This window comes from Shewanella halifaxensis HAW-EB4 (assembly GCF_000019185.1).
GTDB classification, from domain to species: Bacteria; Pseudomonadota; Gammaproteobacteria; order Enterobacterales; family Shewanellaceae; genus Shewanella; species Shewanella halifaxensis.
This window is the reverse complement of sequence record NC_010334.1, coordinates 2,647,330-2,661,293: the sequence shown is the minus strand read 5'-3', so window position 1 is coordinate 2,661,293 and position 13,964 is coordinate 2,647,330. Positions and strand designations below refer to the sequence as shown.

Annotated in this window: 9 protein-coding genes; 8 read left to right on the top strand and 1 reads right to left on the bottom strand. The window is 39.5% G+C overall.

Annotation, left to right across the window (positions count from 1 at the left end; all coding sequences use genetic code 11):
• Window positions 1-250: 250 nt before the first annotated feature.
• The 7 genes from SHAL_RS11470 (at window position 251) to SHAL_RS11440 (ending at window position 10,973) form a co-directional block, all read left to right on the top strand.
• Window positions 251-715 (top strand): hypothetical protein, encoded by a 465-nt coding sequence (locus SHAL_RS11470; RefSeq protein WP_012277285.1) that lies wholly within the window; start codon window positions 251-253, stop codon window positions 713-715.
• A gap of 111 nt (window positions 716-826) precedes the next feature.
• On the top strand, window positions 827-1,072 hold the full coding sequence (locus SHAL_RS11465) for a hypothetical protein (protein ID WP_012277284.1): 246 nt from the start codon (window positions 827-829) through the stop codon (window positions 1,070-1,072).
• Between the two features lie 86 nt (window positions 1,073-1,158).
• Window positions 1,159-2,451 (top strand): tyrosine-type recombinase/integrase, encoded by a 1,293-nt coding sequence (locus SHAL_RS11460; protein WP_012277283.1) that lies wholly within the window; start codon window positions 1,159-1,161, stop codon window positions 2,449-2,451.
• 2,657 nt (window positions 2,452-5,108) lie between these two features.
• Window positions 5,109-6,461, top strand: a complete 1,353-nt coding sequence (locus SHAL_RS11455; RefSeq protein WP_012277282.1) for a tyrosine-type recombinase/integrase — start codon at window positions 5,109-5,111, stop codon at window positions 6,459-6,461.
• Window positions 6,458-8,005 carry a site-specific integrase gene (locus tag SHAL_RS11450; protein WP_012277281.1) on the top strand — a complete coding sequence of 516 codons (1,548 nt, stop codon included), beginning with the start codon at window positions 6,458-6,460 and terminating at the stop codon, window positions 8,003-8,005. The genes SHAL_RS11455 and SHAL_RS11450 overlap by 4 nt, the downstream gene beginning before the upstream one ends.
• Window positions 8,002-10,428 carry a hypothetical protein gene (locus SHAL_RS11445; protein WP_012277280.1) on the top strand — a complete coding sequence of 809 codons (2,427 nt, stop codon included), beginning with the start codon at window positions 8,002-8,004 and terminating at the stop codon, window positions 10,426-10,428. The genes SHAL_RS11450 and SHAL_RS11445 overlap by 4 nt, the downstream gene beginning before the upstream one ends.
• A 101-nt stretch (window positions 10,429-10,529) precedes the next feature.
• The gene (locus SHAL_RS11440) at window positions 10,530-10,973 is read left to right on the top strand and encodes a hypothetical protein (RefSeq protein WP_012277279.1); all 444 of its coding nucleotides are present in this window, start codon (window positions 10,530-10,532) and stop codon (window positions 10,971-10,973) included.
• Between the two features lie 112 nt (window positions 10,974-11,085).
• Here SHAL_RS11440 and SHAL_RS11435 read toward each other — a convergent pair whose 3' ends face one another.
• Entirely contained in the window at window positions 11,086-12,276 is a 1,191-nt protein-coding gene (locus tag SHAL_RS11435; RefSeq protein ID WP_012277278.1) for a ParB N-terminal domain-containing protein, read from the bottom strand.
• A gap of 107 nt (window positions 12,277-12,383) precedes the next feature.
• On the opposite strand from SHAL_RS11435, the gene SHAL_RS11430 reads away from it, so the two are divergent.
• Window positions 12,384-13,574, top strand: a complete 1,191-nt coding sequence (locus SHAL_RS11430) for a hypothetical protein (RefSeq protein WP_012277277.1) — start codon at window positions 12,384-12,386, stop codon at window positions 13,572-13,574.
• The last annotated feature ends 390 nt before the right edge of the window (window positions 13,575-13,964 follow it).

The window sequence follows — 13,964 nt, the reverse complement described above, 5'->3', positions numbered from 1 at the left end:
CTTATTACTTATACTTATTATTGTGTAGAACCTGAGCTCTACCCGTTATGTGACACCCTGAAATTAAGTCTCCTATCGGAAATTAAGGCTCTGTGTCAATATGTAACCTTACATTTCATGATATAACGCAAGGCAAGGCCATGATACTTGAGCTATATCAAAAAAGATAGGAATTAAGCCCTTCTGAAAGTTGATCTAGATCAAATCTACCCATAGAATGTTAAACGAATTGATTGAAAGGTTAATTATCATGCAAGTCACTCACAAATCAGCAGTATTAGGGGGGGTGTACATATGTATACTGGGACTATTTTTACTTGGATGCGAGCCTAATAACCCTGAGTCTGCTGGGTTAAAGCACGTTGATACAAGTCTTTGCAATTTCAAGTCTGGTCTATGCGCTCAAACTGTTGCAGATGTTGTTATCCAGTTAAGCATCACACCATGGCAAGCTCCCAGTGAGCGGCCATTACAGCTAAATCTCAACACTTCAGCAGAAGTTGGTAATGTAAAAGTTAAATTGCAGGGTAGAGACATGTTTATGGGGGTTATTCCGGTAAATTTAGCTAAAATAGGCAAAAATGACTATAAGGCACCGCTAATTTACGGTTCATGTAGTAGTGGTTATATGGTGTGGAGTGCAGTAGTCAGTTTTGAAGTGGACGGCGTCGAGAGGTTTACCACCTTTGACTTTTTAGCTGATCACCCTGGCTAAGATAGATTAGGGCTGGCTGCGTACTAAGATCATATTATCGCTAAATAGATGTTGATAATCATTCTCATTTAGTTATATTAAGTCTCCCCATTAGAACAAAGAAGAAGTAAGATGCGCGCTCCTAACAGACAGTTAAATATCAGGATCCCAGAAGACAAAATCGCGGAGCTTATACAACAAGGGGTACTGTGTGCTGCCGATTTTAAGTGTTTAGATGCGCAGACGAAGAAAGCTGTATGGCAACTATGTCTGTGGAGCTGTGAAAAACGCATTCATTGTAACAAGCAGTGCCAAGAGAAGTGTAAAAGCCAATGCCAAGAGGCTGTTCAAGCTGCAATATTGGTTATAGAACAGTAAAACAATACAATAGGGCTAATTAAGGATATCGTTTATTCATCTTATTGATTATAATAAGGATATACGTTTTTATAGCGGTTTTCCTTATGCAGTTACCCCCAGTTATTCCTCTTTTTGACTCAATCGACTATATCCAAACTGGCAACCCTCTTGTTAACCAACATATCACCCAGCTGAGTTTGGGGGTTCTCGATGAGACGGGCTTGGTCTTTGAACACGCCACCGACTGGCTATTCGAGCAAAAATACAATGAGAATAATTATAAAGCCTACCGAAGTGAGTTAACCACATTCCTGCACTGGTGTTTCGATGTGATTAAGCTCAACGTTAGTGCCATAGGGCGCAGAGAGGTTGGCCTATATATAGAGTACTGTAAGAATCCGCCAATCGAACTTATTGGCTATTTTAACGTGGCCCAATTTAAGTGTGACAAAGCTAGCGATGAACGTACGCCCAATCCGAACTGGCTTCCTTTTAGAGGCAAAAAAATTGACGGAAAAGCTCAGCCTTATGCCCTTAGTGATAGTGCACTCAAGACTAAGGTCGCAATTCTTTCTAGCTTCTATAGTTATTTGATGGGGGAGGATTTCTGCGAGAAAAATCCGGCGCAGATGTGGCTCAATAAGAGTCGTTTTTCCTCAAGACAGAAGTACCGTCTCAACACCGATGACGATAATCAATTGGCGTTCACCGAGTTGCAGTGGTCCTACATTATGTCCACGGTAGAGAAGTTAGCCAAATCACTGCCTGAATTACATCAGCGAAGTCTGTTTCTGATTAAACTGATCTACTCCTGCTATCTTAGAGTCTCCGAAGTATCGGCTAGGGCGGGGTACTCGCCAGTGATGAGCCAGTTTAAGCAAAACCGCCAGACCGGGATCTGGAGCTTTTATATCCCCAAGAGTAAAGGGGGCAAGAGCAGAAGTGTGGCCGTATCCAAGGCGTTACTCGATGCACTGAGCCAATATCGTAGCTACTTAAAGCTGTCGCCATTACCGACTGGCAGCGAACAGCATCCATTAATCGTGCGCCAAAAAGCGGCGGGACGAGGGCGGGAAGTCGGCTGCTTGAATGCCAACCTAGGGATCCGTCAAATTCGAGAAGAAGTCGATAAGATCATCGAAATCGCGGCGAATAGCATCGAAACAGACGGCTTTATTGAGGATGCACAGCAGATGCGAGGCTTAAGTATCCACAATATTCGCCACACAGGCATTACCCACGACATCAATATTAACGGCCGGCCATTGTCACACGTACAAGCCGATGCCGGTCATGAGAGTATCGACACCACCTCGCAATATCTGCACACCACCCAGATCGAACGTCATGAGAGTGCGCAGAATAAACCGTTAGATTACTTGCAGGGGATTGAGTAGCTGTTTAATAAAATTGAATAAGAACTGAGTAGCTACTAAACACAAATCAACGTAGATACTTAGTCAGTAAAGTACCTTTCCAAGAGAAAGTGCTTCAGTACCTATTCACAATTAGACCACTTAGAAGTTAGCTTTGCTTTTGTGCTTTAGCAAGACGCCGTAAATATATCCCTATAGGCTCTACTAAATCGTCTCTGATTTAGAAGCTTGCACAGCACTTCTAGCAAAGCTTAACTTTCACACTGAACCTAACGTGGATATCTTTAAATGAGCTATAAGCCGTGTATCGCGGGAATGCGATATACGAGCTCTTCCACAAAATTCGGCGCACTGTGCATTCGCTTTTATCCCTTTAGCTAGTGGTGTAATGCCGCCGTATTCGCAGAAGAAACCGTGGATGTGACCAGCCCCAGTAAAGCCCCACATTGATGGGGGCTACTTATCCGTAAAGGCCGCGCCCGTGGTCTATCGCCAATATTTGCATTAATTCAGCGCCCAGCCGAGTCAGATAAAACAGCCATCGCTACTTGTTAAAAGCTATCAGTTAAGAGCTAACGCAACACTATTTTGAACAGGGCGACTCAGGCGCGCTGAGACTATACCTTAAAGATGTCAATTCCTGCTTTAAAAGCATCGATTATTCGCAACGTCAATCGAGCAATGGCTGCGGGTGTAGTATATGCCGCGAACCGTGGCCTCATGCTAAATGACACAGGTGAGTAGGGCATGTAGACCAGCCTATTTATTCTATAATCCAGCCGGTCTCCTACCAATAAATGTCCCTTTACTATCCGCTGGTTCCTAGTTTAAGTCGGCGATTCGCACTCCAAGCTCTCAAACTTGTTGTCTCTGTTGTAAGCCTAGAAACAGAATTTTGTTCATTCTCGTTATAGAGCGAAAGCGGGGAGGACGCCTGCTTTTATAGGCGCACTTTTGGGGGGGCATGTGAGGCTTTTAGATCTAAGCATCTGGAGATAAGAATCAAGAGATAAGCGTGAAGTTAGCAGTCAAAAGAGCCAGTCGAGCCGTGATAAAGTAGGGCATGTACGCGATAATTAACCGCCTAGTAGTGTTCGAGGTGAAGCTAATTCAATGGGTTAATGTTAGCTGTAAGCAACTGATTATAAGTGCATAGTTTCAGGCCTCTATATCAGATACTCAAGTCTTAGATCGTCATCTTAAGTTAACCATTCGAGCTTGTTATGCTTTTCCAATACTCTAATTCTGCACCCAATCCAGTTGTTAACCACAAAAGCAAAGTTAGAATTTCTGTATGGATTTCTACCTAAATTGCTACAGAGATTTCAGAGACAGGTTAATGCCGATAAGTGACATTATCGGCAATTGCCTTAAAAGGGGTTTTCGCCGCTATAACTTATCTACTTATCTTTCTATTACTTTACCCATCTTTCTATAGTCTATAGCTTGCTAGATATTACGACCATCTATTTAAAGTAAGTTATTAATAATCTGTCTTCATGCGCCGGTTCGCTCCGCACAACAATTTGCTCTTCATAACAACTATGCTTTCAATGAAGCATAGTCAGCTCAGATAAAACGTGGCTCATAAAAATCACGGTTTAGATAAACAACGTTCTGGCTTAGTCAGTGTCTTATCAAGATTTCAGGCCAATCCCGATATAGTAGTCATTCGATAATATCGACAACCAAGCATTTCTATTGTTGAGCACATCATGAGCGACTTGAGCTAACCAGCTGTAATTCTAGCGCTAACTCTAGTTATGGCAATGCCCAGACAGGCTAGATTTAGATAAGAATAGACTCAATTTCACAATACCTAGATGAAGCTAATACAAACCCGTTTGCAGTCTGGTCGTTGTCATTTAGCCAGCAGTTTAACCAGTTTAGGCGGTTTAGCTAGATTGGCTGAATTGATCGAACATTTGGGTAAATCAATACGGCGCGCTGTGTGGCTACTTTAAAAGTTTGGCTAGCTCAGTTAAGCAGATTTCACGTAGCGCACGATAAAAATAGAAATTTTCTGTATGTTTTCAATCTACTGTGAGTTTTTAAATACTCAGCTTTTCGTTTGAGTGCTTAGCTTTGAATTTTGAGTTTAGTATATTAAAGTTAGTTGAGTACGTGACGTCGTGTTCATGACAAAACTACTGAGCGACACCGTTAAGCTGGAAGCCGTAACAGCAAACAGTTAAGTCTCAATGTCTTTAGCCAAGTTGTTAGTCAGCGTATTCAGTTAGCAAATTTTTCCGTAATCAGTAGTAAAACGGAATGGCGTATGGTTTTACTGATTGTAGATGTAGATGTAGATGTAGATGTAGATGTAGATGATTGAATTCAGATGCAGAGATGTAATTGACAGACTGCAGCCATATAGCTTGATGAACGTAATGCACGCGAGTGAAACCATCGGCCTGAATATACAATCGAACCACGATATTCAGGTCTAACCTCATTCTGGTGACTTTTACATGTCTATGCGCACAATGTATATTATGTTAAATACCAAGAACATCTATTTTAGTTCATAGATTTATAATCTTTTTCAATAGCCCCCCCTTATCAGTAACTTATACACACTATCTAAAACACTTGACGTGCCTTATATGTCCTTATACTCTGGTTCATATGCTGAATATTTGTACTGCCAATTTAGTTCATAACGTTGTGGGTTTTTTATGTATAAAACGATGTGTTTCAAAGATGAGTTCTGGTACCTATGTGATTCTGAAACGATGTTGCCCCCATTATTGTCGTTTCGCTATTGCGAATACAAACTACGTAAAAATGCATTCAGCACGCAACGAGCTGAGCTACAGGCTGTTCAGTTTTTTTATGAGTTCTGGTTCGATAAATTTAGTGAGACTCTGGATTACTCTCTATACAAATCAGGATTCCAAGATATTGAGCTTTTAATTGATGAGCTAGAGCCGTTCTGGGAATATTTGGTTGCAGGACGAAAATTGAATCTACATGTTTTATTTTCGGGAAATGTAAATACAGACACGAAGAAATTGACGACGCATTCAACTCGATGCTTGGCAGTCATTCGTTTCATTAAGTGTCTAATCGACATCTACGTGGACTCTAGATACACCAACCAGTCTAAAACAGAAATATTAGCACACCGCAAATTATTGAAAATGAAACTAGAAACACCACGAAAGAGTTTCCAGAGATACATCAGGGACAGCGGCTCACAAACAAGCACGCTTCATAGTTTAAGTGCTGATCAATGTGTTGATTTTTCAAAGGTCATTCGACCAAGCACCAAAAAAGCGCAAAATCCACTGAACCCCCAGGTTAGCCAGCCCATACAAATACGCAATTACCTAATGTGGCTGCTGATGCTGCGGTATGGTCTTCGAGTTGGTGAAATTCAGTTGTTGCAAAAGATATCATTTAAACCCTATATGACAGATAGCAGTAAATTTTTGATGATAGTGCAAAACCTTGAAGACAATAACGATACTCGAAGTCAGAAACCTTCCATAAAAACAATGCAAAGTACTAGAAAGATTGATATTACCAGAGAACATTACAATTTAATTTTCGGTGTTTACTACAACAAGTCGAGACCCACAGATGAACAATGTGGCCACGATTTTATTTTTGCATCTTCGGTTAAACCATACCGTCCCCTATCCTATCGCGGCATATTAAAAGAGTTCGAAAGAACTGCAAAATCATTTAAGAAAAATTTTCCTGCGCACTTCAACATCGAATATAGCGATGCAATAACAGCAAACATTACACCGCATTGGCTACGGCACACATGGGCATTTAGTACTTTGGCTGCAATCTACAGCCAAACGAGTGATAAATATATTAACACTAAAGCCGTTAAGGTTTCCGGGATCATGGAAGACAGCATCGAGCAATTAAGAGTGTTAGGTGGTTGGTCGCTAAAATCTAGAATGCCGCAACACTATGGTAGGCGATTTATCCAAAATCAGGCCAATATGTCTTTACTAAACATATTTAACAGTACGTTATACGACAACCTAATTGATGAGGATATTGAATTTTGAGTAATTTAAACAAGAAACTCAGCGGTACATCACCTGTCTCCCTAAGTGCTGAACAAATTCGATTTATTAGCGGGTTAGAGTTACCTAATCGGTTGGTTTTACCAACGAATTCTGATTTCGATACTCAATCAATTAACCCATCTTTAGATGTGTGGGAGTTTAAATATGGCGGCAATAAAGTTAAATTTGACATGGTTTGCCCAAATCAGTTTATAACGGATTTATTGAAATATGTGTGTGTCGTCGATTTTAACATGAGGGCTGCACCGATACGGCTCGATAGGTTTAATAATATCAAATCGTTTATATGCGACTTAGAGCTAAGTTCTGATATTTATTTTGACTCTCTTGAAAACCTTGCAAAATCAGAGTCCTATGCTGACTCAATGAAATATTATGATTTAAAACGCACTTGCAGACATCTATTTCGGATGGGAATGCCACAATTCGAAATACAGGATTATGAAAAACTCGAGGAAGTCACTATTCCATCTGTTAAGAACGCTTTTCTTATCTATCAGGACATTGAGAACTCTTTCCCGTCACATCTAAAGCGACTGATTGGCAAGGGATTGGTCGAGCACTCTACAGAGGAAGGATTAGCCGCCCTTACCGATGCTAAACTTACCGACCTTACAATCCTAGGACTGTCGTATGCTACAGGTATGCGCTCAATTCAATTTGATAAACTCCGAGGTTCCTCTTTGAGGCGTGAGGCTCAAAACCCTCGAACGAATTTGGTCCGTTACAGTATCACTGTTCCACTTGCCAAGCAGCGTCGAGTTAACGTTGATGGCGCTAAAATTGCTATTCCTGATTCTATTGGATTCTTGCTCGAGGAATACATGAACAGATTTAATCTTACCAAAGACAGCCAATTATTCACAACAGACAAAGTACGTCTCGGTTCAGATTTAAATGCTAGTTTAAACAGAGGCTTGCTCTTTCTCCAGTCAGACGAAACCAAAATGGCAATTGCCAATAAGGAACTAATCCCAGAACGTTATGTGCTCACGGATTTTAGACATAATGTTGGGCACACAATGGCGATGAGTGGTTCAAGCGCCGAAGAAATAGCATATATTTTGGGGCATTCTTCGACGGTTGCTACGACATATTACATCATGGCGACACCTGAGTTAGCCATGGTTCAACACAAAGCTTTAGGCTCCAATCCTGTCTGGATGAATATGGTAGGTCTAATGACTACAGGGTATGCAGTCGATAAGGATACGTGGGTTGGACATACAGTTTCTGGAATGTTGAAGGGCAAGCTATTTATAAACATTGGTGGTTGTACTCGCAAGCAAGCTAAATGTCACTTATGCAAGGTTAGGAGCTGTTATGGATGTTTCTATTTTCGCCCATTCAAAAATCTAGAACCACATGAAGAAGTTTATAGAATTTTTAGCGAAGAACTTTTTGAGTTAATAGATGTGACAAACAAATCTGGCTACGAAAATAGTCCTATGATCCACACCGCGACGGACGCCAGACACGAGGTTAAGTTGGTTATAAATCGCCTTCAAGGAGGTTTGTCATGAAGGAAATTCAAGAAAATTTGACATTATTTATTTCGGAACAAAAAAGTTATTTTGAAACAGTACTAGCCCCGAATGAAAACAACCTAAAATGGGGTGAAGCATGGATATATAATAGGTCAAGTAAGGGGTTTCTTATTGGCCCTACCAACGCAGGTGTTAACTTTAAGGAAATCCTTATTACTCGCTCGAAAGCTTTGTTCCGAGAGGATGAAAGCTACGAACATATCGTTATCGAGGATGGTAAAACCATTCTAATTGATACGCTGTTTTCTGATTTTACTCAGGCATTTTTAGTTTATAAGCTTAGACAATCTGGCAAGTACCCTAGCGCAGCAAGTCTGGTTGCCCCTTCCCTACTTTTAAAGCGCATTTATGTTCGTTTGTTAATGTCAGGAGTCAAACCATCGCCTTGCAATATATCGTCAGAAACACTTAATGATACTGCTGAATTGCTGGCTACGTTTCGCAAACAAAGTACATTAGCGGACGATCAAACCTATTTAAACGGTATTGCGGAAGTCCTTCGCAAAAAACAAATTACCTATAGCGAACCTGAGTTTATGGTTACGGTTAAACGTCCTCAACGAGCAAGTACCAAGAAGGTTAGAGAGGCTGAATTTGCTGAGGGGCTTGGGGATGAGGAAAATGAAAAGCTAGTTGAGATCCAGGATTTTCTTAATGTTGTAAGTCTTCGAAATCTTGTCCAAAAGGATAGCGAAAAAATAATGTTGAATATGACATTGTTATTATTTGTTACAGCTTGGCGATTTGAAGAATTATCCGGCATAACCATTAATGCATTGAAAAGGCTAGAAGTTGAAGATGAACAAGTTCGTAAGTTACTTAAAAAACGTGGCTTGCATACCTATTATCTAGGTATCGTTTATCAGGGAAAAAAAGGTGCTGGAATGCGTACTCACTGGGTTGAGCCCCTTGCAATAGATTTGGTTGAATTCATTTTCAAGGATACTATAAAGCTAACAAAAAATTTAAGAAATCAGGTTGTTAATTGTCGTGGTAATAACTTTAAAACACTACTCCCTCAAGAGCTAGTCCCTAAAGAATCAACCGTTGTTAATCTAAATGAAGCAGAAATTGAGTTAGCAGATGTAGTTGCACACATTTATGAGTCCACCTCGGATAGTATTAGGTATTTTAATGATTTAAAGCGTTTTGCTAAAGAAAAACTAAGAAAAGCTGGCTTTTTACCTCATCGAATCGTTAAAAATCGCAGAAAACGCGAAGATCAATTTTATACGCTTAAACAAATTGATGATTTTTTAAAGCAGACCATAACTAAATCTAAAGAGCTTTCCGCAGACATGATTTACCGTGTGCGGGACTCTTCAAATGACTACTCCTACGATGTCGAATACGAAAAACTTTTATTCATTACGCCAGTAGGATCTACTGCATTAAATTACTCTGGCATGATCAAGCCATTAGCAACACCAATTTGGTATCGATATTTATCTGCATATTTGGGAATGGGTATTAACCGCAACACATCTATTTTTACTCGTTATAATCTAAAAACAAAAAATGGCGAATTCACCAAGATTAATACCCATATGCCCCGCCATAATAAAAACACCTTCTTAGCAATAGCAGATGTCTCTGAACATCTACAGGCTATGGTCATGGGTCGTGCTGACATCAAACAAAACGAAAGATACCAGCATCTTGCGATTGAAGAACTAGCATTAACTACGGACATAGTTTCTTACCATCAGGACAATTCCTGTACTGCTATCTCATTGAGTCCAACTGGCGTTGATCAGGTAAAAAACACTGGTATCATTGGCTTAAATCCTGACCTTAAACTTGAAAACGCGCTAGCGCAAAACCTACATACATTTACAACAGAGCGCGACAGAACTTCGTTCATCACTGATATGCTTGATGATATTGATCTGAATATCTTTGAAGAGTTTTCGGATGAACTTGCTGCATTTCAAAACGATAATGAGAAGAGGGATATTATTCGAGCACACTCAGACCTATCCCCATTGGCCTTCGGTAGCTGTATGCGCAAAATTTCTGTAATCGAGTGTCCCTTTAATATTATGTGTCAAGATGGTACCGCCTGCCCGTACCATACTCTAACAGGACGTGCTGATGAGGCTGACAAGGTAGCGTCTTTATTAAAGAGTATTGAATCCGAAATCGAGAAGATCAACTATTTAGAAATCATAGCACGCGACGAGGCGGACGAACTCCTAGAGGTTTTAAACGCTCGGAAAGAGAATGTTAAAATGCTGAGTGAACAAAGTCAGTCCTTTGAAGCTAAAAAAATACCAGTTAATCTACAGGAATATGATGCCAAAAAGAAACCAATTCGGTTAGCGACGTTATTTGCAGTTGAGCATCGAACTAATGAAAAAAGAGCTGTGTTAGAAAAGCTGTCAAAGCCTAGTGAGTAACTAAACTAACGACTAAACAGCAGAAGTAATCTTATATATTGTGTTAGGGAAACGTAGTATTTCCAACACAATTTACTGGAAATTAAAAATGAGGAACTTTTATGGCGGTGCTCCGTGGTAAAGCTCTAGACACTGAGATCGAAAGAGAATTGATTACAATGGTTGCCGAGGGCTATGACCGCAGTCCAATAACACCAACTGATGTCCATAGAAGGCTTGTAAATAAAGGCATTGTTCAAGGTAAGCTGAGCACTCTATCCACCTCAACCAGAAAAGAACTGATTGAGGTGTATAGAAATAAGCAATTTGATGATGTTGGTGGTGCTTATGCATCGAGCCTACGCAAAGGCTCAACGCAAAGTAAAGCAGCCATAATTTCAAAAAATGCACAATTAACCGAGCAAGTTAAGCAAGCTCAAGAGCAATTAGCAATGAACACTAAAGTGCTGTTATCTATAGTAACATCTTTAAAAAATAGTGGTACAGTTGCAAATGTTGAACGCTGTTTATCTCCATACCTAATCCGCGAATTAAAGGAAGATTGATGAGGAAAAAACATCAAGCGGACTCTCGACGTAGAGTTATTTAGGTGAATTCTCTCCAATGAAATTTGAAAAGCATTACTAGGAGAACTTAGAAAATTAGAGCTTACAACTTTCAAACGATTTGTAAATTAGATTGTTTACGAATTTTCGATGGTGTTGGCCCTTTTTTTGCGAATGGATAAGTAAATGCTTCATTAATATTACCGGCACTTTTAGCTGGCATACGGTTACCATCAGCATCTTTCTTGTATCTAGCAACACGACGTACCGCAATTTTGTTTCCTGCAATATCAATGTTATGGTAATGATTCCAACCTTTGAAAATACTACTTAATCGGCAAACGAGTGCATAAGAACTTGATTCCCCAACCTGTGTCTGTAAGAAGTTTCTCACTTGATATTCTATATCCTCCTCACTCTGTATGCCTATTCCTGATATCAATCGCAATAGATAATCCTCCGGTGTAATGGCTATAACGCCTTCATATTTAAGCATTTCCGATTTAATCAGATAATGAGCGAATGCATAAATATGAATTGCAGCTTGAATCTCACGCTTATGCCTCTTTGCTAATTCAGCGACAAAATTGACAGATAAGGCAAGCTCTTCCTTTGCTTCCACATACTCTAGAATTTCAGCTTGCTGGAATGACGTTCCTTGAGTACCACGAAAAGCATAAGGGTTTTTCGTCTGTTCAAAAGATTTCGCCAACATTGCCACTTTGGATAGAATACTTGCATCTACAGTCACTCCCGCCATTTCTAAAACCTGGGCTCTTGATCGAATTTTACCTACATCGATATGTGCGAATGATAAGTCATCTGTTACACCATAAATAATAACTGTGATAAAACCCTTAGATGAGTTTGCGGCTGACTCTAATCGAGTATGACCATTTAGCAATTCTCCATCATCACTAAATACAATTGGTTCACCAGTTAAACACCACCTTTCATCATTCATAGCAGTGGTATATCGTTTAACTTCAGCCTTGCTTATACGTCTATTTTTATTGTTTGGATTAATTACACCTCGACTTGAAAAACGCAAAATATCTCTTGCGACGGACGGTTGTATGTACACGACGTCATATCTAATTGATGTTTTAATTCTCTTTAGGCATGGATATTGCCCTGATTTTTCTTTAAAAATCTCATTCATGTCATCTCGTGAAAGAAACTCTTGAGACCCATCTTTTAGTTCTTTGGAACTACCTAGATATGCTCTTGATACTGGTTGGTACTTTTTTACTAAACCGCATACAAGATCTTCCTCAAACGAATTCACTTTGTCGTTTTCCATCTCACACCTCGAACACCAATTAAAAAACTTATATACTAGTATTGATCGGGGCGCTGCCCCGATCAAGAAAAGATATATAATTTATTTATAATCTGTATAAAATCTAAATGTTAATTCTGGAAAAACAATTGCTTAGTTCAGAGATTGAAGTATTGGGGTTATCGGCAGACCAGAAGTACGGAAATGGTAAATCTATTCTGTGTTTAATCCCTTCTACTGAGGTTCAAAATTACTTTTCTCCATTTGAAAGCCTACCAGAAGACCTCGAGCTTATTTTTTCAGAGTTACTTAATGCAACTAACCAATATAGAATCAAAAGGTTAGAAGAGGAAATTGTTCATGGGTTATGTTCGGAACAATTCAGTACTCCTTTATCACTTACTATTGCTGTAAGTGATGAGAGTTTGTTTTCTAAGCGAAAGGTCCCATTAGATTTAATAAGATACAAGCCTCAGGGAGCATTTCTGGTTGATGGGATTTTGACCTACTGTGCAATCATGAACCTCTTAGGTTATGAATTGAAATTTCCTAATTTCGTCGTAAATCAAAAACAAAAGGAAGTTGATCCCCGCGTAAGACAGATGCTTGCCGGTCATTATCTACATATTACAATTATTTTTGATGAAAAAAATAACTTAGAACAAAGTGATATTTTACGGTTGTGTAAAATATTTAATCAAAGAGAAGTTCAGCTACACTCGGTTAACCTCGCAAGAATAACTAGTGACTCACCCATTAAGGAATTAATTTATCAACTAGAGAAAGAACTTAGGCTAGATAAATTTGGGGGAATGTCTTCAAAAGCCACAAGAGTTACAAAAAGTGATCCGTTCATTACAACTGAATCAACTATGTTGCATATGATTCTAGCCGCGATTGGTGGAAGTAGCCTTAGAATGTCTACTAAAACCATCAATAAGCTATCCGATGGCAGCACCATAGATAGACCTAGACTAGAAAGAATTAAACCCGCCATCATTATTTTTTTCTCTGCGTGGCTAGAGTCTTGCCAAAAACAACTGAAATACAACCGTGACGGTTTTCACTACTCCACACAAATCTGGCAAGCACTTGGCTTGGTTATTCATGACCTAATCGATAATCAATATTCACTAGAAAATCTGAAAAGAGCTGGCAGCTTATTAGGGCAACTAGATTATTCTCGGGATGCAAAACACTGGCAGTATTGTAGCGCTATGATGATTGATATCAGGGGTAATCACTATAAGAATGCAACTAGTGGCGGAAGAACCTTTAGAGAAGGAATAGCCCGATATTTTATTGAAGTAGTCAGTTAGCGCAATAGTTAAAATTTAAGGTAAGACAATTATATTTAAGACTCATTAGAACAACTAACAAGATCAATTTTCTCAGTTTTTTATAACTGCCCTCTCCCGCAGATGAACCAAATAACGCACAGGCTCAGGGGGAGCGCAGCAAAAAAATTCCGCCCGAAAATAAGTCATTGTTATGTGTTAAGTTCTGAAACAGCAAAGACAGCTGATCACTTTTTGGGATAAACAATTCCCAGTAAGCAAATGGAAGTACAAACGAGCCAAGCGCAACTGAAATAATATCTTCTCGATCTAGTTTATAAGAAGTTCCCATATACGAAATAGGTACGCCTTAAATCGCTTCTGGACAAAAACACGTTAGAGCATTTGGTCTACCACAAGTGGCTTAGATAA